16 protein-coding genes, 5 tRNA genes and 3 rRNA genes are annotated in these 22,666 nt (G+C 41.7%); 19 read left to right on the forward strand and 5 right to left on the reverse strand.

Features of this window, described 5'->3' with window-relative positions; all coding sequences use genetic code 11:
• Positions 1-27: 27 nt before the first annotated feature.
• From oadA to DDU33_RS04630, 5 genes are all read right to left on the reverse strand, one after another.
• Positions 28-1,839, reverse strand: a complete 1,812-nt coding sequence (gene oadA, locus DDU33_RS04610; RefSeq protein ID WP_108923409.1) for a sodium-extruding oxaloacetate decarboxylase subunit alpha — start codon at positions 1,837-1,839, stop codon at positions 28-30.
• A gap of 41 nt (positions 1,840-1,880) precedes the next feature.
• Positions 1,881-2,138, reverse strand: a complete 258-nt coding sequence (locus tag DDU33_RS04615; protein ID WP_108923410.1) for an oxaloacetate decarboxylase subunit gamma — start codon at positions 2,136-2,138, stop codon at positions 1,881-1,883.
• A 186-nt stretch (positions 2,139-2,324) separates the two neighbouring features.
• Complete coding sequence (sdcA, locus tag DDU33_RS04620; RefSeq protein WP_108923411.1) at positions 2,325-3,599, reverse strand: sodium/C4-dicarboxylate transporter SdcA; 1,275 nt, start codon at positions 3,597-3,599, stop codon at positions 2,325-2,327.
• A 148-nt stretch (positions 3,600-3,747) separates the two neighbouring features.
• Positions 3,748-4,560 (reverse strand): DNA ligase, encoded by an 813-nt coding sequence (locus tag DDU33_RS04625; RefSeq protein ID WP_108923412.1) that lies wholly within the window; start codon positions 4,558-4,560, stop codon positions 3,748-3,750.
• A 141-nt stretch (positions 4,561-4,701) separates the two neighbouring features.
• A complete protein-coding gene (locus tag DDU33_RS04630; protein WP_108923413.1) occupies positions 4,702-5,535 on the reverse strand; it encodes a DUF5718 family protein in 834 nt (277 codons plus the stop codon).
• 397 nt (positions 5,536-5,932) lie between these two features.
• Here DDU33_RS04630 and DDU33_RS04635 point away from each other — a divergent pair.
• The 19 genes from DDU33_RS04635 to mltF all read left to right on the forward strand — a co-directional run bounded on the left by DDU33_RS04635 (position 5,933) and on the right by mltF (position 22,580).
• Positions 5,933-7,474 (forward strand): 16S ribosomal RNA (locus DDU33_RS04635).
• A gap of 78 nt (positions 7,475-7,552) precedes the next feature.
• Positions 7,553-7,629: transfer RNA gene (locus tag DDU33_RS04640), tRNA-Ile, on the forward strand.
• Between the two features lie 61 nt (positions 7,630-7,690).
• Positions 7,691-7,766: transfer RNA gene (locus tag DDU33_RS04645), tRNA-Ala, on the forward strand.
• Between the two features lie 317 nt (positions 7,767-8,083).
• Positions 8,084-10,978, forward strand: a 23S ribosomal RNA gene (locus DDU33_RS04650).
• 158 nt (positions 10,979-11,136) lie between these two features.
• Positions 11,137-11,252, forward strand: a 5S ribosomal RNA gene (rrf, locus tag DDU33_RS04655).
• Together the 16S, 23S and 5S rRNA genes with 2 tRNA genes alongside form the textbook arrangement of a ribosomal RNA operon.
• A 172-nt stretch (positions 11,253-11,424) precedes the next feature.
• Positions 11,425-12,135, forward strand: a complete 711-nt coding sequence (hda, locus tag DDU33_RS04660) for a DnaA regulatory inactivator Hda (RefSeq protein WP_108923414.1) — start codon at positions 11,425-11,427, stop codon at positions 12,133-12,135.
• A 128-nt stretch (positions 12,136-12,263) separates the two neighbouring features.
• Positions 12,264-12,899 (forward strand): cytochrome c biogenesis heme-transporting ATPase CcmA, encoded by a 636-nt coding sequence (gene ccmA / locus DDU33_RS04665; protein WP_108923415.1) that lies wholly within the window; start codon positions 12,264-12,266, stop codon positions 12,897-12,899.
• Positions 12,896-13,558 (forward strand): heme exporter protein CcmB, encoded by a 663-nt coding sequence (gene ccmB / locus DDU33_RS04670; RefSeq protein ID WP_108923416.1) that lies wholly within the window; start codon positions 12,896-12,898, stop codon positions 13,556-13,558. The genes ccmA and ccmB overlap by 4 nt, the downstream gene beginning before the upstream one ends.
• A 51-nt stretch (positions 13,559-13,609) precedes the next feature.
• A complete protein-coding gene (locus DDU33_RS04675) occupies positions 13,610-14,350 on the forward strand; it encodes a heme ABC transporter permease (RefSeq protein ID WP_005825217.1) in 741 nt (246 codons plus the stop codon).
• Positions 14,351-14,359: 9 nt separating this feature from the next.
• Positions 14,360-14,572 carry a heme exporter protein CcmD gene (ccmD, locus tag DDU33_RS04680; RefSeq protein ID WP_108923417.1) on the forward strand — a complete coding sequence of 71 codons (213 nt, stop codon included), beginning with the start codon at positions 14,360-14,362 and terminating at the stop codon, positions 14,570-14,572.
• A 153-nt stretch (positions 14,573-14,725) separates the two neighbouring features.
• Entirely contained in the window at positions 14,726-15,268 is a 543-nt protein-coding gene (gene ccmE / locus DDU33_RS04685; RefSeq protein WP_108923418.1) for a cytochrome c maturation protein CcmE, read from the forward strand.
• Positions 15,265-17,205, forward strand: a complete 1,941-nt coding sequence (locus tag DDU33_RS04690) for a heme lyase CcmF/NrfE family subunit (RefSeq protein ID WP_108923419.1) — start codon at positions 15,265-15,267, stop codon at positions 17,203-17,205. The genes ccmE and DDU33_RS04690 overlap by 4 nt, the downstream gene beginning before the upstream one ends.
• Positions 17,206-17,356: 151 nt before the next feature.
• Positions 17,357-17,695, forward strand: coding sequence for a P-II family nitrogen regulator (locus DDU33_RS04695; RefSeq protein WP_108923420.1), 339 nt, complete (start codon positions 17,357-17,359; stop codon positions 17,693-17,695).
• A gap of 10 nt (positions 17,696-17,705) precedes the next feature.
• Positions 17,706-19,013, forward strand: coding sequence for an ammonium transporter (locus DDU33_RS04700; RefSeq protein ID WP_108923421.1), 1,308 nt, complete (start codon positions 17,706-17,708; stop codon positions 19,011-19,013).
• Positions 19,014-19,251: 238 nt separating this feature from the next.
• A tRNA-Ser gene (locus DDU33_RS04705) sits at positions 19,252-19,346 on the forward strand.
• A gap of 13 nt (positions 19,347-19,359) precedes the next feature.
• A tRNA-Arg gene (locus tag DDU33_RS04710) sits at positions 19,360-19,436 on the forward strand.
• 68 nt (positions 19,437-19,504) lie between these two features.
• Positions 19,505-19,581, forward strand: a tRNA-Arg gene (locus DDU33_RS04715).
• 103 nt (positions 19,582-19,684) lie between these two features.
• Complete coding sequence (locus DDU33_RS04720; protein ID WP_108923422.1) at positions 19,685-20,983, forward strand: NAD(P)/FAD-dependent oxidoreductase; 1,299 nt, start codon at positions 19,685-19,687, stop codon at positions 20,981-20,983.
• 100 nt (positions 20,984-21,083) lie between these two features.
• Positions 21,084-22,580 carry a membrane-bound lytic murein transglycosylase MltF gene (gene mltF, locus DDU33_RS04725; protein ID WP_108923423.1) on the forward strand — a complete coding sequence of 499 codons (1,497 nt, stop codon included), beginning with the start codon at positions 21,084-21,086 and terminating at the stop codon, positions 22,578-22,580.
• Positions 22,581-22,666: the final 86 nt, after the last annotated feature.

Genomic DNA, 22,666 nt, shown 5'->3' on the forward strand with positions numbered 1-22,666 from the left:
TAAGACAATTTCTAAGAAAAGGATAAATTACGCAATGCTCATTAATACTTGATCGACGGCAACCACATCGCCTTGTTTGGTGCTAATACCTTGTACTACACCGGCTTTTGCCGCACAGATTTGCGTTTCCATTTTCATCGCTTCAAGAATGAGTAATACATCGCCTTCCGCAACTTGCTGTCCTTCGCTAACTTCTACTTTAAGAATGTTACCTGCCATTGGTGCTTTGACAGGTTCTGCATTTGCAGAAGTTGGTGCAGAAGCGACCGCTTGTGGCGCAGCAGGAGCTGGTGTAGCAGTAGTTGGTGCGATATTAGTAATATCGCCACCTTCGCTGACTTTAACCACGTAGGCTTTGCCTTCAACTTCAATCGTATAAACCGCAGGACCTGTTTGTGGTTGTGCTTTAGGTTGAGCCGCTGTTGCCGGTTTCGCTTCTTCGCCGTTTGGTACAGGTTCGAATGCAGATGGATTGTTACGGTTTTCTAAGAATTTCCAACCCACTTGTTGGAAGAGTGCGACGATTAACGCATCATCAACGGTGTTTTCAGATAAGCTAATGCCTTTTTCTTTGGCGGTAGCCACGACTTCTGCCACAATTTTATCCATTTCCGGTGCAATATGGTCTGCAGGGCGATCGGTAATTGGTGCGGCGCCTTCTAATACACGAGCTTGTAATGCCGCATTTACCGGTGCCGGCGTACGTCCGTATTCGCCTTTTAAGATCCCCGCAGTTTCTTTAGCAATAGTTTTATAACGCTCGCCCATCAACACATTCATTACGGCTTGTGTACCAACAATTTGCGAGGTTGGCGTAACAAGCGGAATGTTACCGAGATCTTCACGCACTTTTGGAATTTCTTGTAAAACGAGATCGAGTTTATCGGAAGCATTTTGTTGTTTAAGTTGGCTTTCGAGATTGGTTAGCATACCGCCCGGCACTTGAGCCACCAAAATGCGGCTATCAATACCACGTAATTGACCTTCAAATTTGGCGTATTTTTTACGAACATTACGGAAGTATGCGGCAATTTTTTCTAATTCAGGAATGCTAAGTCCGGTATCGTAAGGTGTGCCTTGAAGGGTTGCCACGATAGATTCTGTTGCAGGGTGTCCGTAAGTTCCACTCATTGAAGAAATTGAAGTATCCACACCATCTACACCGGCTTCAATTGCTTTAAGCAATGCCATTTCAGCCATACCGGTAGTTGAGTGGCAATGTAAGTGAAGTTCAACGTCATAACGTTTTTTGATTTCATTGACTAATTCGTAAGCCGCCATTGGTGTTAAAATACCCGACATATCTTTGATAACGAGCGAGTCAATACCGATTTCTAAAAGTTGTTCGGTAACGTCTAACCAAGTTTGTAAAGTATGTACCGGGCTGGTTGTATAGCTTAATGTACCTTGTGCGTGTCCGCCTTGTTTTTTGACCGCTTGTAGCGCTTGTTTCATATTTCGAGGGTCGTTTAAGGCATCAAATACACGGAAAACACTCATCCCATTGGCAACAGAACGTTCGACAAACTTATCAACAACATCATCAGCGTAGTGGCGATAGCCTAATAAATTTTGACCACGTAATAACATTTGCAATGGTGTTTTTGGCATCGCTTTTTTGAGTTCACGTAAACGAACCCAAGGATCTTCACCTAAAAAACGAATACAACTATCGAATGTTGCTCCACCCCAAGCTTCAAGAGACCAATAACCGATTTTATCTAATTCTGCGGCAATAGGAAGCATATCATCTAAACGTAAACGGGTCGCAAAAAGCGATTGATGAGCATCACGAAGTACTACGTCTGTAATAGCAATTTTTTTGGTTTGAGTTGTCATAATTATTATCCTTTAGTTATTTTTGTTTGAATGTAACTTGTTTATAGTCCTTGCATTTTTCGATGATGGGCAATGGCTGCCGCAATAACAGGGCGTAAACGGGAAAGATCATCTGTTTGGGCAACGGTGGCTTTAGGCTTAGGTGGTGGTGCTTCAGTTATGGGCTCGGGGAAAAATTTATTGATCAGCGTTGAGATAAAGCTGATCGCATAAATTAACACGAAGAGGAAAAAGAGCACAAAGCCCATACCTGAAATCATCAGGTTTATCCCTTCTCCGAACAGTTCTGCATTAGTCATAGTGTTTCCTCTCGAAGTTGAATAGTCAGTAGCTTAAAGCATAATCTTGAACATCGGTTGTTGCAAAGACTCAAGATGAAAAATGAGGTATAGATCACAAAAAAATCTTTAAGCTTTTGTAAGCGGTTAAATTTCAAACTTTTTTGCAAAAAATATTAAAAATCTAACCGCTTGTTCTCGCCATTTTTACGGGAAAAATGGGAAGAAAATAGGGAGTAAAATCATTGCTGAAGCAATCGTAATTGCAATGAGTGGTAAACCAGCTTTGACATAATCCATAAAGCGATAATGCCCGACAGAAAGTACCATTGTGTTGGCAGGAGTGCCGATTGGTGTAGCAAACGCGCAAGAAGAACCAATCACGACCGCCATCAATACTGCACGAGGGTCAGCACCAAGCGAACCGGCAATGGATAAGCCAATCGGTGCTAAAAGCGCAGCAGTTGCAGTATTAGACATAAAGTTTGTTAATAAACAGCTAAGCAATAAAATGGTTAGCAATAAAATCGTTGGGCTTGGTTGTGAACCGAGTAAGCCTAAAATAGAGTGTGCGATATCAGCACCTGCTCCGGTACGTTGTAGAGCATCGGCAAGAGCTAATGTTCCAGCAAAAAGGAAAACCACTTGGCTATCGATCGCTTCATAGGCTTGTTTTTCCGTAATAACGCGCATGATGACTAAAATCAATGCGCCGATACAAGCTGAAATATAGAGCTTAATGCCAATCACATCTTCAAAAACCATCGCTAATAATGTAGCGACTAACACACAAAGCGAAAGGTATTGTTTCCATTTTGGGATCTCATTATGGTGATTATGGAAAGCATAATATTCACTCTCTTCTACGTGGATATTAGGTTGTGCTGGTAAAAAACGATAGCCAATAAGAACAAAATAAAGAATACCAACGATTAAAATCGGTAAGCCTAATTTTGCGTATTCAAAGAAGCCAAATTTCAATCCTGTTTGTGATAAAACGCCTTGAACCACTAAGTTGTTTGGTGAACCAATCAATGAAAGATTGCCTCCGAGTGTTGAGGCAAATGCCATTGGCATCAGTAACCGAGAGCGAGCAAAGCCGGATTTCAGCGCAACCCCTAGAATAACCGGAATTAAAATAGCTGCCGTACCTGTGTTAGATAATACGCCGGACATTAAACCGGTAATGACCATCAATACCACCATTAATTGGCGCTCACTTTTGGCAAAACGGCTTACCACGCCTCCAATTTTATTCGCCATACCGGTTTCAAATAACGCGCCACCGATAACGAACATCGCTACAAATAAAATTACATTGGTATCGATGAAACCTAAAAAGGCTTCTTTAGGCGGTAATACACCGGTTACAGCCAATCCCACGGTAACGATCATTGCGGTAACAGCAAGCGGTAGTTTTTCTAGCGCAAACATCAACACCGCAAAACCTAAAAAGCATAAGGTAATTACACTTAGGGTCATTTAATCTCCTTCAGTCATTTATATGTATGAACTTTCAAATCATACCGAGCTTACCAAACAACAATTTGATCTGGCACAAAAAAATGAGCTATTTTGCAATTAGAGATACAATTTTGTGAATAGGATCACATTTTTATTATGGATTAGCTTAATTATCAGCCCGTTGGTGCAGATAAGTCGCAAAGCGAGGTTTACCTTTTTCGGTTAGTCCACGATATTTATAAGTAATAATGGCGCCAATAGGCGGAGGTGTAAGGCGATCTTGATCTTTAAAACCTGAACCAATACGAAAGATCCCTCGATGGTTTTTACAACTAATTGCACCTAATTTATCTGCATATTTTCCTTTCCCCTGATGATGGGCAATCACTTTACACTCTTCATCAAACTCTGGTTTTAATTTCAATATTTGGGCAGAACGTCCATGAATATAAGGCGACTGTGGATTTCTTACCACGGCGCCTTCGCCGTTATGTTGAAGTACATTTTGGTAGAACTGTTGCAAATGTTCTGAACTTTGGATCGGAATTTGTTGAATAATTTCAATATAGGGGGTGGGATTGGCTTGTAAGTATTGTTCCAGTTTTGCCAAGCGCTCAAATAAATTCCCTTCTGCGTGAGGGACATCAAAAACATAGAGTTTCAGCTTATACCAGCCTTTTGGTTCAGCGGATCGAGTGATCGCTGATATTTCTTCAAAGGAAACTTGCTTGCCATAAATTTCGCCATCAATAGCAAAAGGGGGAAATGATTTGAAAAAATAATCGGGCGGAGAAAATGCGTTCCCTTGGCGGCTAAGCAGTTGCTTACCGTCCCAAAATCCTCTCACACCATCAAGTTTTTCACTCATTACCCAGCCGTGAATGTCCTGATTTTTATATTGCCCGAGTAACATCAAATCGGGTTTTTGAGCAAAAAGATTGATAGGCAAAAGAAAGCAGAGTAAAAAAAGAAATTTCATCGTAATACCTCATACCTTAAATCAGATGGAATAACGATGAATATAAAAGAAAGTAAACAAGCGGTCAGATTTTATTGCTGATTTTTCGAGTGAGATCGCAAAAATAAGTATAAATTTAACCGCTTGAATAAATGATCTCGGCTAGACAACTTTTTGAACTAGCGCTGAAATATCATCGGCAAAGGTTTCTTTCTCTGCCATTTCTACAATTTGCTGATGAGAGTATTTAGTTGCATTGTAAACAACGACGATACTGGTATCGTTAGGTTGTAAGAAATTGCTTTCACCAAATTCGGTATAACGAGTTGCGCCAATGCTAATAATGGCTTTTGTTGGATAATCGGCTTGTTTAATCAATTCAGCAATGTAGCTCATTGGTCCTTGATCCGGTTGGTTATTCATTTTATCCACAATCCAATTTAATAATTTTTGATGGAAGTAGCTGTAACTTACCGCAGGGCTATCTTCACCATAAGTATTGAGTTGCCCATCACGTTTGTGAAAACAAGCGATGTTATAATTATCTAATACCCCACCTTTTGTGAATGTATCTAATGCAATCTGTGTTGCTGAAATACCTTTTGAATTTGCGCCCCAATTTTTCTTTTCACAAATTTTACGAGCATTTGGACGGCGAATAGAGCAGTCGTTATAAGCGGCAAAATGTGTTGGCTTGAGAGCGACAACTTTGTGATCTTGGTATTCGATATCACAAATAAGAGCAACTTCAGGTTCAATTTGCAGATTATCGGCATCGTTAGGAAAAGCGATCGTATGATGAGAGAGTGGATAAACCGATAAGAATGCTTCGGTTTCACTTAATGTTTGGCTAGGCACATAAAATGGAAAAATGGCTTTAGGCTGGATAGCTTCTTCTGTTTTTACTTGTAAAAAATCGGCAGCTTCGCCCGCTTGTTCTAAATGTCCAGCAAAGTTTCCAGCAACGCCTAAACCAATAAATAAAGTATTTTGCATTATAGAAATCTCCTAGAAGGCTAAATAGGTATGGAAAATATACTAATATATGACAAAAAATAAAAGAAAATATTGATTTTGAATAATTTTCAAGCGAATGAGGTGTTTTTCAAATAAATTTTTAAAAAAGTACTTGCAAGGTTTTTATTTTTCTCTATAATGCATCACACACAACGACGCACTGTTGTGAGTAAGTTAAATTGATTAGCAGTGCGTCGTTATTTTTTGTTCTTTAACAACTTATCAGACAATCTGTGTGGGCACTTGTTGATTGACTTTATTTGAAAATATTATTTAATTTTGAAGTCTTAATAGGTGCTTAAACTAGAAATTCATTTTTACTTAAAAGTAATATGTAAACTTTAGCTAAGCAGTTTATTGAGCGATTAAACTTTTTGAATTGAAGAGTTTGATCATGGCTCAGATTGAACGCTGGCGGCAGGCTTAACACATGCAAGTCGAACGGTAACAGGAAGAAAGCTTGCTTTCTTTGCTGACGAGTGGCGGACGGGTGAGTAATGCTTGGGAATCTGGCTTATGGAGGGGGATAACTACGGGAAACTGTAGCTAATACCGCGTAATATCTTCGGATTAAAGGGTGGGACTTTCGGGCCACCTGCCATAAGATGAGCCCAAGTGGGATTAGGTAGTTGGTGGGGTAAAGGCCTACCAAGCCGACGATCTCTAGCTGGTCTGAGAGGATGACCAGCCACACTGGAACTGAGACACGGTCCAGACTCCTACGGGAGGCAGCAGTGGGGAATATTGCACAATGGGGGGAACCCTGATGCAGCCATGCCGCGTGAATGAAGAAGGCCTTCGGGTTGTAAAGTTCTTTCGGTGATGAGGAAGGCAGGTAAGTTAATAGCTTACTTGATTGACGTTAGTCACAGAAGAAGCACCGGCTAACTCCGTGCCAGCAGCCGCGGTAATACGGAGGGTGCGAGCGTTAATCGGAATGACTGGGCGTAAAGGGCACGCAGGCGGTGACTTAAGTGAGATGTGAAAGCCCCGGGCTTAACCTGGGAATTGCATTTCATACTGGGTCGCTAGAGTATTTTAGGGAGGGGTAGAATTCCACGTGTAGCGGTGAAATGCGTAGAGATGTGGAGGAATACCGAAGGCGAAGGCAGCCCCTTGGGAATATACTGACGCTCATGTGCGAAAGCGTGGGGAGCAAACAGGATTAGATACCCTGGTAGTCCACGCTGTAAACGCTGTCGATTTGGGGATTGGGCTTTAAGCTTGGTGCCCGTAGCTAACGTGATAAATCGACCGCCTGGGGAGTACGGCCGCAAGGTTAAAACTCAAATGAATTGACGGGGGCCCGCACAAGCGGTGGAGCATGTGGTTTAATTCGATGCAACGCGAAGAACCTTACCTACTCTTGACATCCAAAGAAGAACTCAGAGATGAGTTTGTGCCTTCGGGAACTTTGAGACAGGTGCTGCATGGCTGTCGTCAGCTCGTGTTGTGAAATGTTGGGTTAAGTCCCGCAACGAGCGCAACCCTTATCCTTTGTTGCCAGCGGTTCGGCCGGGAACTCAAAGGAGACTGCCAGTGATAAACTGGAGGAAGGTGGGGATGACGTCAAGTCATCATGGCCCTTACGAGTAGGGCTACACACGTGCTACAATGGCGTATACAGAGGGAAGCAATATGGCGACATGGAGCAAATCTCACAAAGTACGTCTAAGTCCGGATTGGAGTCTGCAACTCGACTCCATGAAGTCGGAATCGCTAGTAATCGCAAATCAGAATGTTGCGGTGAATACGTTCCCGGGCCTTGTACACACCGCCCGTCACACCATGGGAGTGGGTTGTACCAGAAGTAGATAGCTTAACGGAAACGGGGGCGTTTACCACGGTATGATTCATGACTGGGGTGAAGTCGTAACAAGGTAACCGTAGGGGAACCTGCGGTTGGATCACCTCCTTACCAAAATGAAGCGACTGCAAGTGTTCACACAGATTGTTTGATAGGAAGTAGACAAGAAAGAGAACGAAACATCCTTTTGGGTCTGTAGCTCAGGTGGTTAGAGCGCACCCCTGATAAGGGTGAGGTCGGTGGTTCAAGTCCACTCAGACCCACCACTCGAATGTGAGATAGTGATATTGAGCAAAGATGAGTGAAAACTAAGAGATGTGATGAATTGGGGATATAGCTCAGCTGGGAGAGCGCCTGCCTTGCACGCAGGAGGTCAGCGGTTCGATCCCGCTTATCTCCACCAATCATCATATTTAAGCGAATAGGCAAAGATAGCATGCAAAGTGAAAGCAAGAATTGACCGTTTATTCATTTAAATATGATGATTATCCGAAAGGAAATTGTCTTTTTGTTCTTTAAAAAATTGGAAACAAGCTGAAAAACTGAGAGATTTTTCAAGTCAGCGATGAATAAGCAAATGATTCTGCTGATAAATAAGAAAAGTCTGAGTAGTAAAAAATCTTAACTGAACAAAAGCAGTTAAGTGTTTAGTAGTTAATATCAGTCTCGAATGTCTTATCTTTCTTTAAGATAAAGAAAGTAAAATGTTTGAGGTTGTATGGTTAAGTGACTAAGCGTACACGGTGGATGCCTTGGCAATCAGAGGCGATGAAGGACGTGCTAATCTGCGATAAGCTTGGATGAGTCGATAAGAGGCGTTTAATCCAAGATGTCCGAATGGGGAAACCCAGTAGATGAAGAATCTACTATCACTTGTTGAATACATAGGCAAGTGAGGCAAACCGGGAGAACTGAAACATCTAAGTACCCCGAGGAAAAGAAATCAACCGAGATTCCGTGAGTAGTGGCGAGCGAAAGTGGAAGAGCCTGTCAGTAATAGCAGTTTTGTTAGAGGAATGAGTTGGGAAGCTCAGCAATAAAGGGTGATAGCCCCGTACTCGAAAACATTATTGTGGTACTAAGCTGACGACAAGTAGGGCGGGACACGAGAAATCCTGTTTGAAGATGGGGGGACCATCCTCCAAGGCTAAATACTCCTGATTGACCGATAGTGAACCAGTACTGTGAAGGAAAGGCGAAAAGAACCCCAGTGAGGGGAGTGAAATAGAACCTGAAACCGTGTACGTACAAGCAGTGGGAGCCCAAAAGGGTGACTGCGTACCTTTTGTATAATGGGTCAGCGACTTATATTTTGTAGCGAGGTTAACTGAATAAGGGAGCCGAAGGGAAACCGAGTCTTAACTGGGCGTTGAGTTGCAAGGTATAGACCCGAAACCCGGTGATCTAGCCATGGGCAGGTTGAAGATTGGGTAACACTAATTGGAGGACCGAACCGACTAATGTTGAAAAATTAGCGGATGACTTGTGGCTGGGGGTGAAAGGCCAATCAAACCGGGAGATAGCTGGTTCTCCCCGAAATCTATTTAGGTAGAGCCTTGAGCGGACACCTTCGGGGGTAGAGCACTGTTTCGGCTAGGGGTCCATCCCGGATTACCAACCCGATGCAAACTGCGAATACCGAAGAGTGATACTCAGGAGACACACGGTGGGTGCTAACGTCCATCGTGGAGAGGGAAACAACCCAGACCGCCAGCTAAGGTCCCAAAGTCTATATTAAGTGGGAAACGAAGTGGGAAGGCTTAGACAGCTAGGATGTTGGCTTAGAAGCAGCCACCATTTAAAGAAAGCGTAATAGCTCACTAGTCGAGTCGGCCTGCGCGGAAGATGTAACGGGGCTAAAATATAGCACCGAAGCTGCGGCATCAGTCGAAAGACTGTTGGGTAGGGGAGCGTTCTGTAAGCGGATGAAGGTGAATCGAGAGGTTTGCTGGACGTATCAGAAGTGCGAATGCTGACATAAGTAACGATAAAACGAGTGAAAAACTCGTTCGCCGGAAGACCAAGGGTTCCTGTCCAACGTTAATCGGGGCAGGGTGAGTCGGCCCCTAAGGCGAGGCTGAAAAGCGTAGTCGATGGGAAACGGGTTAATATTCCCGTACTTGGATAAACTGCGATGTGGGGACGGAGAAGGTTAGGTTAGCAGACTGTTGGATGTCTGTTTAAGCCGGTAGGTGGGAAGTTTAGGCAAATCCGGACTTCCTTAACACCGAGAAGTGATGACGAGTCTCTACGGAGATGAAGTAACTGATACCACGCTTCCAGGAAAAGCCACTAAGCTTCAGGTTTATCTAAACCGTACTGAAAACCGACACAGGTGGTCAGGTAGAGAATACTCAGGCGCTTGAGAGAACTCGGGTGAAGGAACTAGGCAAAATAGCACCGTAACTTCGGGAGAAGGTGCGCCGGCGTAGATTGTAATCCCTCGCGGATGAAGGTTGAACCGGTCGAAGATACCAGCTGGCTGCAACTGTTTATTAAAAACACAGCACTCTGCAAACACGAAAGTGGACGTATAGGGTGTGATGCCTGCCCGGTGCTGGAAGGTTAATTGATGGTGTTATCGAAAGAGAAGCTCCTGATCGAAGCCCCAGTAAACGGCGGCCGTAACTATAACGGTCCTAAGGTAGCGAAATTCCTTGTCGGGTAAGTTCCGACCTGCACGAATGGCATAATGATGGCCAGGCTGTCTCCACCCGAGACTCAGTGAAATTGAAATCGCCGTGAAGATGCGGTGTACCCGCGGCTAGACGGAAAGACCCCGTGAACCTTTACTATAGCTTGACACTGAACATTGAATTTTGATGTGTAGGATAGGTGGGAGCCTTAGAAGCAGTCACGCCAGTGATTGTGGAGGCGTCCTTGAAATACCACCCTTTAACGTTTGATGTTCTAACGAGGCGCCCTAATCGGGTGTTCGGACAGTGTCTGGTGGGTAGTTTGACTGGGGCGGTCTCCTCCCAAAGAGTAACGGAGGAGCACGAAGGTTTGCTAATCACGGTCGGACATCGTGAGGTTAGTGCAATGGTAGAAGCAAGCTTAACTGCGAGACAGACAAGTCGAGCAGGTGCGAAAGCAGGTCATAGTGATCCGGTGGTTCTGAATGGAAGGGCCATCGCTCAACGGATAAAAGGTACTCCGGGGATAACAGGCTGATACCGCCCAAGAGTTCATATCGACGGCGGTGTTTGGCACCTCGATGTCGGCTCATCACATCCTGGGGCTGAAGTAGGTCCCAAGGGTATGGCTGTTCGCCATTTAAAGTGGTACGCGAGCTGGGTTTAGAACGTCGTGAGACAGTTCGGTCCCTATCTGCCGTGGGCGTTGGAGAATTGAAAGGGGCTGCTCCTAGTACGAGAGGACCGGAGTGGACGCATCCCTGGTGTTCCGGTTGTGTCGCCAGACGCATTGCCGGGTAGCTACATGCGGAAGAGATAAGTGCTGAAAGCATCTAAGCACGAAACTTGCCTTGAGATGAGTTCTCCCAGTCTATAAGACTGTAAGGGTTGTTGGAGACTACGACGTAGATAGGCATGGTGTGTAAGTGTAGTGATACATTGAGCTAACGTGTACTAATTGCCCGAGAGGCTTAACTATACAACCTCAAGCGTTTTTGGAAGGAACGTGAGAGAGTTGATAAGCGAAAAGCTTAAACGAACTAAACAAAAAACGAATAAAGATACTCAGACAGCTTGTTTCGAATTAAGATTAAAGAAAGAACAAAAGAAAAGAGATAACAATCATCGACCGGATATTCTGGCGACCATAGTGCGGTAGTTCTACCTGACTCCATTCCGAACTCAGAAGTAAAATGCCGTAACGCCGATGGTAGTGTGGGGCTTCCCCATGTGAGAGTAGGGCATCGCCGGATTGAATTAAGGAACCCTGAGCTTAGAGATAGGCTTGGGGTTTTTGCTTTTTTATATTCTGTGTTGAGGCTGTTTTTGGGCTTTCGTGTTCAGTTTTTTCTATATTTCCCTTCTCAAATATAAAAAATTCCGTTATTCTTAAAAAAATTATTTTATTTGTTTTTAAGGATCACCTTGCAATTATTACTTCCTATTTATCAAGTTGATGACGAAACATTTGATAACTTTTATGCAGAAAATAGTCCAATATTGTTGGATTCTTTGCAGCAAAATTTTTCAGATGTACATCAGCCATTTTTTTTCATTTGGGGAGGAAAAAGCTGCGGGAAAAGTCATCTATTAAAAGCAGTGAGCAATTATTATCTACAAAATCAACGCTCATCAAGTTATATTCCTCTGAGTAAGTCTCACTATTTTTCCCCGATGGTATTAGATAATGCTGCTCAATTAGATGTCATTTGTTTAGATGATATTCAAGCTATTGCGGGAAATGAGGAATGGGAAGTCGCTATTTTTGATTTATTTAATCAAATTCGGGAGCAGCAAAGCCTGTTTAGCAATGGACATAAAACATTATTACTGATTAGTGCTGATTGTCCCCCTCACGAGTTGAAAATTAAATTACCAGATTTACGCTCTCGCCTAATTTGGGGCGAGGTGTACCATTTAAATCACTTAAATGATGAACAAAAGCAAAAAATTCTGAAAACGAGTGCATATCAAAAAGGTATTGATTTGCCTGATGAAGTTGCTGCCTTTTTGTTGAAACGTTTAGGAAATGATTTGCAAGTTCTTTTGACGGAGCTAGAACGTTTAGATCGAGCTTCGTTACAAGCCCAGCGAAATCTTACCGTTCCCTTTGTAAAAGAAGTGTTGGGGCTATAACAGTTTGATTCCTATCAAAATTTCTAACATAAATACCTCTACATACCCCTAAATGAGTAATGCTTTTTATACGATAACGAATAGGGTTATGGTAAACTTTTATCTCTTTCTTACATTACGATAAATTTATGAATTCATTTAACCAACTTTCTATTGAGCGTATTGCTTGTGAAAAGGGCGATACGCGTTTATTTGAAGCTTGTTCTTTTAAGGTACAAGAAGGTGATTTGGTTCAAATAGAAGGACATAACGGTATAGGCAAAACCAGTCTATTGCGTATCTTAACAGGGTTATCATTACCCGTAGAAGGCGATGTGCTTTGGAACGGCACAAAAATTCAAAAATGTAGAGAAGAGTATAATCAAATCCTTTTTTATTTAGGGCATTACCCCGGAATAAAATCCGAATTAACACCCTGGGAGAATTTGCGTTTTTATCAAAAGTTGCAAAACTTACCTTTAAACGATGAATTACTTTGGGATGCTTTAGAAAGGGTTTCATTGATTGGCCGAGAAGATTTACCTTGCTCTCATCTATCAGCCGGGCAGCAACGGCGAGTTGCTTTAGCGAAATTATGGCTTACACAGCAAAAGCTTTGGATTTTAGATGAACCTTTTACGGCAATTGATAAGAAAGGTGTTTTAGACCTCATTCACTTGTTTGAAAAGCATTGTGAGCAAGGTGGTATGATTATTTTTACCAGCCATCAGGCAACCGAAAGTCAAAAAGTTAAAACTATTTCACTAGATCAATTTAAACTATGATTTTATTGCACATCATCCATAGAGAAATAACGATAGCTTTTCGTAAACCGGCAGAAATTTTAAACCCACTTTGGTTTTTTCTAATGGTAATTACATTATTTCCTTTACTTATGGGGCCGAATCCGGAATTGCTTGGCAAAATTGCGCCTGGTATTGCTTGGGTTGCAGCCTTACTATCTGCTTTGCTTTCTTTTGAGCGACTATTTCGTGATGATTATGCCGATGGCTCTTTAGAACAACTAATGTTGTTGCCTATCGGATTACCCCAAGTCGCTCTTGCAAAAGTAATTGCACACTGGTTGCTGACAGGGCTACCTCTTATTCTGCTTTCTCCCGTTGCGGCTATATTGCTTTCTTTAGAGACACACGTTTGGTGGGCGTTGGTTTTAACCTTATTGTTAGGTACACCGATTTTAAGCTGTTTAGGCGCAATAGGCGTAGCTTTGACGGTTGGATTACGTAAAGGTGGAACATTACTAAGTTTGCTGATTTTACCTCTTTTCTTGCCGGTATTGATTTTTGCTGCAGCCGTACTTGAGGCTGCTACATTAAATATGAATTATAGTGGGCAAATTGCAATTATCGGGGCAATTTTAGCGATTACCTTAACATTTTCCCCATTTGCGATTGCAGGTGCATTACGCATTAGTGTGCAGTAGCTTACAAGCGGTTATTTTTATTTTATTTTTTACTTATTTGGAGAATGGGTTATGTGGAAGTTTCTACATCCTTACGCAAAACCAGAAACACAGTATCGATTACTGGGAAAAATTCAACCAGCATTGGGTTGGCTAAGTTTTCTATTATTAGCTGCTGCATTCATTTGGGGATTGGCATTTGCTCCCAAAGATTATCAGCAGGGGGATAGCTATCGCATTATTTTTATCCACGTGCCTGCTGCAATTTGGTCGATGGGGATTTATGGTTCAATGGCATTATCCGCACTTATTGCATTAGTTTGGCAGATTAGACAAGCTAACCTAGCGATGATTTCAATGGCGCCAATAGGTTTAGTTTTTGCATTTATCTCTTTAGCAACAGGTGCAATTTGGGGAAAACCAATGTGGGGTACTTGGTGGGTCTGGGATGCACGTTTAACCTCTGCTTTGGTGCTTTTCTTTTTGTATATCGGTGTTATGGCACTTTATTCTGCCTTTCAGGATAAACAAACAGGTGCAAAAGCTTCTGGTGTGTTAGCAGTTGTTGGTGTGATCAATTTACCTATTATTCACTTCTCTGTTGAATGGTGGAACACCTTACACCAAGGGGCTACAATTACCAAATTAGATAAACCTTCAATGGCAACAGAAATGCTTATTCCGCTGTTATTAGCGATTATGGGGAGCCTCGTGTTTACGGCTTGGTTTAGTATTTGGCGTTATCGTATCGCTTTATTACAAGATGAACGTAAACGCCCTTGGGTAAAAGAATTGGTGAGAGCAACCGTTTAAGGAACTATTATGCAATTAGAATTCCAATTTGAATCTTTCTCTGCCTTTTTAGCAATGGGCAATTATGGCTTTTATGTGTGGTTATCTTACGGTGTTTCTTTTGTTGCTATGGCGTGGTTGATTTGGCAGTCGCAACGTGAACAAAAACAAATTTTTCAACAAATTAAGAAAGAACTCAGCCGAGAAAAGCAACTTAACCAACGTTCTGAATATATGAAATAATTTGTAGGGGCAAATTACATTTGCCCTAAAAATCTATTGGAAAATGGGGCTAATATAATTAGCCCCTACGAAAATTTTTTGTAAGAGCTGTAACTTTCACAAATTTATAGTTTGATAACAGGTATTTTCAGTTTACTTGATAGGAGAGTAACGATGAATCCAAGACGTAAGTCTCGACTAAAAGTAGTGCTTTCTGTAGTATTGGGTATTGCCGTAGCAACAGGGCTTACACTTTATGCATTAAGTCAAAACATTGACTTATTTTATACCCCTTCAGAAATCGTAAAGGGCAAAAATGACGATCCATCACAAAAACCAGAAGTCGGACAACGTATCCGAGTCGGTGGTATGGTAGTCGAAGGCTCGGTTAAACGTGATGATAAAACCCTTAAAGTTGAATTTGACGTGAATGATATCGGACCTTCCATTACGGTGGAATATGAAGGCATTTTGCCAGATTTATTCCGTGAAGGGCAAGGTATTGTTGCTCAAGGGGTGTTAATTGAACCAACACGCTTAAAAGCTACCGAAGTGTTGGCAAAACACGATGAAAACTATATGCCACCGGAGTTAGGCGATAAAATGAAGCAACAACACGGTGAAATGGGCATTTCTGAGCAAGAGTTAAAAGGCGAATCTAACCGTGATAAAGAGGTAAAAAAATTACTGAATACCCTAGAAGGGGGGAATAAATGATTGCGGAATTAGGCAATTATGGCTTGGCACTTGCGTTAGGCATTTCAATCTTTTTAGCTACTTTGCCTTTATGGGGAGCTGAAAAGAACAATGCGACACTCATGGCATTAGGGCGACCGCTTACGTGGGCAATGTTCCTTGCATTAACGCTCTCGTTTGGTGCTTTATTTTACCTATTTGCGGTAAATGATTTTAGCGTTCAATATGTTGTGAATAATTCCAATTCAACATTGCCTTTACAGTATCGCTTATCGGCAGTTTGGGGATCGCACGAAGGCTCTCTCTTGCTTTGGATTTGGTTACTCTCATTGTGGGCTATCGGTGTGGCTTCTTTCACGAAAAAAATGCCTGAAGAAGCGGTGGCAAGGGTATTAAGCGTAATGGGGCTGATTAGTATCGGCTTTCTTGTCTTTATTCTGTTTAGCTCTAACCCCTTTAGCCGAACATTCCCGGATTTCCCTGCGGATGGACGAGAATTAAATCCGATGTTGCAAGATGTGGGATTGATTTTCCATCCACCGCTATTGTATATGGGCTATGTAGGATTTTCTGTGGCATTTGCTTTTGCAATCGCTTCATTGATGACAGGGCGTTTAGATACCGCTTGGGCAAGATGGTCTCGCCCTTGGACAATGGCAGCATGGGTATTCCTCACATTAGGCATCGTGCTAGGCTCTTGGTGGGCATACTACGAACTAGGCTGGGGAGGCTGGTGGTTTTGGGATCCGGTTGAAAATGCCTCGTTAATGCCGTGGATTGCAGGAACCGCATTAATTCACTCTTTAGCCGTAACAGAAAAACGCAGTACTTTTAAAGCTTGGACAGTATTATTAGCAATTTTAGCCTTCTCACTTTGCTTGCTAGGCACATTCTTAGTACGTTCAGGTATTTTAGTTTCAGTACACGCATTTGCTTCTGACCCTACTCGCGGCTTATACATTTTAGCTTATTTAGTATTGGTAATTGGCGGCTCATTATTATTGTATGCTTTTAAAGGCTCTTTAATCAAAAGTCTAGATAATTACGAACGCTACTCTCGAGAAACAGTGCTATTGCTCAACAATATCTTGTTGATGGCATTTTTATCGGTGGTATTTTTAGGGACCATTTTACCGTTAATTCACAAACAAATTGGGTTAGGTACAATCTCAATTGGTGCACCTTTCTTTGACCAAATGTTTGTGATCTTAATGGTGCCTTTTGCATTTTTACTCGGAATTGGACCGCTTGTAAAATGGCGTCGCGATCAAATCTCGGCAATTCGTAAACCTGTTCTGATTTCGTTATTCGTTATGACGGGGTTAGGTTTTGCCCTTCCTTATCTCATCGGCGATCGTATTACAGCAACCTCTGTATTGGGGACGATGATGGCGGCAATTATTGTGCTGCTCAGTTGTTATGAAATTCATCAACGAGCAACACATCGCCAGCCATTTTTTACGGGGATGTTCAAGCTCTCTCGTTCCCATTGGGGAATGACATTAGCTCATTTAGGCGTAGCAATGACAGTATTCGGTATTGCGATGAGCCAAAACTTCAGTATTGAGAAAGATGTTAGAATGCGTGAAGGCGATCAGGTTCAGATTTTGGATTACCATTTCACGTTTAAAGGTATCAAAATTACAGACGGTGCAAACTATCAAGGTGGCACGGCTGAAATTGAAATTACCAAACAAGGACAATATGAAGCAACCTTAAATGCAGAGAAGCGTTTTTACAATGTCAGTAAAATGGGAATGACCGAAGCTGCAATTGATTGGGGCTTTACTCGCGATTTATATGCTGCATTAGGCGAACGTTTAGATGATGGCTCTTGGGGATTGCGTTTATATTATAAACCTTTTATCCGATGGATTTGGTTAGGTGGCTTAGCAATGGCGCTAGGCGGATTACTCTGTATGATGGATAAACGTTATCGTTTAAGAGTAGAAAAATAAGTTTTTAATTCCTTACAAGCGGTTGAATTTTTAAGTTCAATCGCTTTTTTTATTTCTCAACCATTAGAAAAAGTATTGTTGATCATCAATAAATTTGATGATATAAATAATTAAAACTAATGATTTTGATAAATAAAAATAGGGGTAAATTATGAAACAGATCATTGCGATTATAAAACCATTTAAATTAGATGATGTGCGAGAAGCGCTTTCTAATGTGGGAATTAGCGGTATGACCGTTACGGAAGTAAAGGGTTTTGGGCGGCAATTAGGCCATACAGAAAGTTATCGAGGGGCTGAATATGCGGTTGATTTTCTACCTAAGATAAAAATTGGGCTAGTGGTTACCGATGAAATGGTTGAAGAGGTAATTGAAGCAATTTTGAAATCCTCTCATACGGGAAAAGTTGGGGATGGGAAGATTTTTGTCGCTCCAATTGAACAAGTTATTCGGATCCGTACCGGTGAAAGAGATGAAGAAGCTGTTTAAGGAGTTAAAAATGAAAAAGATCTTTTTGAGTTTAGTGATGTTATTCAGCCCTTCTTTGACTTTAGCCGAAACAAATTGGTGGCAACCAATGTCGGCGATTAACGATGGTGATACGGCGTGGGTAATGATTTCTGCAGTGTTAGTGCTTTTTATGACAATACCTGGCTTAGCGCTTTTTTATGGTGGAATGGTTCGGAAGAAAAATATTTTAAGCACGATGATGCATAGTTTTTCTGTCACAGCGCTCATTAGTGTATTGTGGGTTGTGATTGGCTATTCACTCGCTTTTACGGAAGGGAATGCCTTTATAGGTGGGTTAGATCGCTTATTTCTAAATGGCATTGGGGTTGATGTCGTTAATCAAACCGCAACCATTGCACCTAATGCTTCTTCCATTCCTGAAACGGTATTTATGTTTTTCCAAATGACCTTTGCGGTAATTTCAGTAGCAATTATTTCAGGTGCTTTTGCGGAGCGAATGAAATATTCTGCAATGATGTGGTTTTCAGGATTATGGTTTTTATTAGTTTATGTGCCAACCTGCCATTGGGTGTGGGGTGGCGGATTTATGGCTGAAGGCGGCGTGTTAGATTATGCGGGCGGTACGGTTGTTCATATCAATGCTGGAGTGGCAGGTTTAGTCGCGGCAATTGTTGTGGGCAAGCGTGTGGGCTTTGGTAAAGAAGCGATGCCACCGCATAATATGGCATTTACCTTAATTGGGGCAGCGATGCTCTGGATTGGGTGGTTTGGGTTTAATGCCGGCTCGGCAGTTGCTGCTAATGCTTCGGCTGGAATGGCGATGGCGGTTACACAAATTTCAGCCGCTGTTGGGGCATTAACTTGGCTACTGTGTGAAAAAATCGCTGGACATAAAGCATCCTCACTTGGACTCGCTTCAGGGGCGGTAGCCGGATTGGTTGGGATTACGCCGGCTGCTGGTTTTGTTGATCCACAAGGTGCTTTGGCGATAGGTATCATCACTTCACTGTCGTGCTATTTTTCTGTGGTGGTAATGAAACATAAATTAGGCTATGACGACTCGCTTGATGCTTTTGGTATTCACGGTTTCGGTGGCATTGTTGGCGGTTTGCTTACAGGTATTTTCTTTAATAATGCGGTATTTGGCGGAGAAACGACTATTGTTCATCAACTTTTCATTCAAATGAAAGATGCGGCTATTACCGTCATTTATAGTGGTGCAGTGAGTTTTATTTTATTGAAAATTGTTGAGAAAATGTGTGGCGGGCTCAGAGTTGAACGAGATGATGAACGCCAAGGCTTAGATATTTCTGTTCACGGCGAACGTGTAGAATAGCTTGGTAAGCGGTTGATTTTTATTTGGAAATTGCAAATCACGGTTTATCTCAAACCGTGATTATTTTCTCAAATAAAGAGTAACTCTATGAAATCGTTATTCTTTCTGTCTAAAAAAGGTAAAAATTGGGCGTTCTGCTTGTAATCTAGTCAAATGGCTGATTTTTTTAGGTTTTTAAGAAAAAGCGTTTGACATATTTTTTTATTCTAGTAATATACGCCGCACAGACACAGTGAGTGGTGAGATGGCCGAGCAGGCTGAAGGCGCTCCCCTGCTAAGGGAGTATGGGGTTAAAAAGCTCCATCGAGGGTTCGAATCCCTCTCTCACCGCCATTTACTTTATCACGCACCCGTAGCTCAGCTGGATAGAGTACTCGGCTACGAACCGAGCGGTCAGAGGTTCGAATCCTCTCGGGTGCGCCATTTAATTGTTTTTCTATCAACATTAAATGGTTGCGGATAAATTAAATAACACAGTTTCTTTTCAATACGCACCCGTAGCTCAGCTGGATAGAGTACTCGGCTACGAACCGAGCGGTCAGAGGTTCGAATCCTCTCGGGTGCGCCATTTTACTTTTCTATCTTTAATTCAAATCTTTTTCGTAATTCATCAAAATAAAAATAATCATATTCCGGTTACGGATCAGGTTTTACTTTGTTGATGACAATTTATGCTTAAATTTGCTTATCAAGAACATTATCGTTCTTATTATCTCGATTCTCGAAATCTGCAACTCCAATTTCCTGCTATTTCTTCTAATCAAACGGCTGATGTTTGTGTGATTGGCGCTGGCTTTTTAGGGCTTTCTACGGCATTAGAATTAGCTGAAAAGGGCAAAAAAGTGATTGTGCTTGAAGGGGCGAGAGTTGGCTTTGGCGCTTCAGGGCGTTCTGGTGGACAGGCGATCAACGGTTTTGAAGAGGGAATTGATGAATACATTAAGCAAGTTGGGTTCGAAAAAGCACGCAAACTTTGGGATATGTCGCTCGAAGCGATTGATATTATTGACGAGCGTATTCAAAAATATGCTATCCAGTGCGATTGGAAGAAGGGCTATGCGACCTTAGCATTAAACGAGCGCCGAATGGACGATCTGGTTGCAATGGAGCAAGCCAGCCGAGAGCATTTTGGTTATCAAAAAATGCAGCTTTGGGATAAAAATCAGTTAAAGCAGCATTTAGGAAGTGATATTTATGTTGGCGGATTGTTTGACAGTAATTCAGGGCATTTACACCCATTGAACTATTGTTTAGGGCTAGCGAAAGCTTGTGCCGATCTTGGCGTGCAAATTTATGAACACTCTCCTGCAACCGATATTCAAGTCAAAAGTCATACGCAAGCGGTTGTTTTTTCAGAAAATTTTACCATTCAGTGTGAAAGTGTTGTTTTAGCAACAAACGCTTATATCGATAACTTATCGAAAAAGATAACATTTGGAATTGAAAAAACGATTTTACCGGTAGAGAGTTTTATTATTGCGACAGAACCACTAGAACAAAAACTGGCGGATAGTTTAATCAATAACGGTATGTCCGTTTGCGATAACAACTTGTTACTAGATTATTACCGCTTGTCCGCTGATAACCGCTTATTATTCGGGAGCGATTCAAGCACCAATGTGGATATGGTGGCAAAAATGCGATCAGAAATGCTGGCGGTTTTCCCTCAATTAGAAGAGACGAAAATCGAGTATGGTTGGGCCGGTCCAATTGATATGACGATGAACTCTACACCTCATTTTGGACGAGTAAAACCCAATGTGTATTTTGCGCAAGGTTTTTCGGGACACGGCGTTGCTTTAACCGGACTAGCCGGCCGTATTATTAGTGAAGCTATTGAAGGTAATGACGAACGTTTGGCGATTTTTGAAAGTCTGAAAGTGCCTAAATTATATGGCGGAAAATGGGTCAAGCGAGTAGCATTAAAAATAGGTATTCCTTATTACCGTTTTTTAGATAAATATCGTTAATGAGAAAGATGTAGGTAAATTGCCTACATCTTTTTTGTTTTGAAATTTAGAGACTTTCGGATAGACTGACAACTATTCATTTGAACATAATGAGGTTATTTTGAAAGGATTATTACTCCGTTTCATTGGGGCGATAGCATTACTTTTGTGGGCATGGGATATGGTTTTTCCATGGCAAAAATTGATGCAGGCTGAAGAAAATCGTTATACACACATTCAACATCAAAAACAGTTGAAAGTGGGTATGATCAATCACCCTTTATCTTATTTTGTGAATGCGGAAGGCGCATCGGGGATTGAATATGAGTTATCAAAAGCCTTTGCTGATTATTTAGGCGTTTCCTTAAGTGTAGAATCTTTTGATAATAGTGATCAGTTATTTAAGGCATTAAAAGAAAACCAAATTGATATTGCTGCCGCCGGTTTGTTGTATCAGCCTGAGAGAGGAGAACAATTTCAAATTGGTGCGAGTTATTATTCAGCCTCTTGGCAAGTTGTTTATAAAAAAGGAAATACCAGACCTTATAAATTGGGTGATCTTCAGGGGGAGTTGCTTGTTCCATCAGGTTCAGCTGTGATACCCATTTTAGAGCAGCTTAAAGAAGTTAATCCAATGCTAACTTGGAAAACCACCGATAAATATACGCAAGAAGAACTGCTATTACAGGTGGCGGAAGGTAAGTTACCTTATACGATAGCTGTCTCGGTTGATATTTCTGCTGCACAGCATATTAGCCCGAATATTGCGGTTGGGTTTGACTTAACAGATGAAATGCCGGTTATTTGGTATTTACCAAACAGCTCTTTTAGTGAGTTGCAAGCAGCTGTTCTAGAATTTATGGATAGTGCGAATGAAACAGGCCTATTGTCTCGTGTCGAAGAAAAGTATTTTAATCATTTAAGTCGTTTTGATTATGTTGATATACAGAGTTATTTAAATGCTATCAAAAATATTTTGCCTAAATATCAACCGCTGTTTGAAAAATATAGAGGCGAGTTAGAATGGCAAATGTTAGCGGCAATTGCTTATCAAGAGTCGCATTGGGATCCTAACTCCACTTCTCCTACTGGGGTAAGGGGAATGATGATGCTAACTCGAGACACGGCAGAGCGTATGCGTGTAGCGGATAGAACAAATGCAGAGCAGAGTATTCGAGGTGGTGCAGAATATTTACAAATGTTAATTGAACAGCTTCCGACAACAATACCGAAGGAAGATCGCATTTGGTATGGATTAGCTGCCTATAATATGGGAATGGGGCATCTGCTTGATGTTAGACGGCTGACTAAACAGCTTGGTGGCGATCCGGATAATTGGCTAGATGTGAAGAAAAATCTACCGCTTTTAGCAGAAAAACGCCATTATAGTGGGTTGAAATATGGCTATGCTCGAGGGTTTGAGGCCTATAACTATGTTGAAAATATCCGTAAATATTACAGCAGTATTATCAATCATCAACGTGTAGAAGAGCAAAAAATCCAAGCTGAACAAAGAGCACAACAAGAAAACATTAACAACAATAATATGATATCGGAGAAATCAATCAATGAAATGCAAAGTGAGACTGAAGCAGAGAAGAAGCCTAACAACGAATAAAAACCGAAGAATTATGCATATTTGGAAAAGAAAACGCTTAATTAAGGAGAGAAGAGAAGTTGCATTTACAATCATGAATAGTCTAT

The sequence above is a fragment of the Actinobacillus porcitonsillarum genome (assembly GCF_003101015.1).
GTDB classification, from domain to species: domain Bacteria; phylum Pseudomonadota; class Gammaproteobacteria; order Enterobacterales; family Pasteurellaceae; genus Haemophilus_A; species Haemophilus_A porcitonsillarum.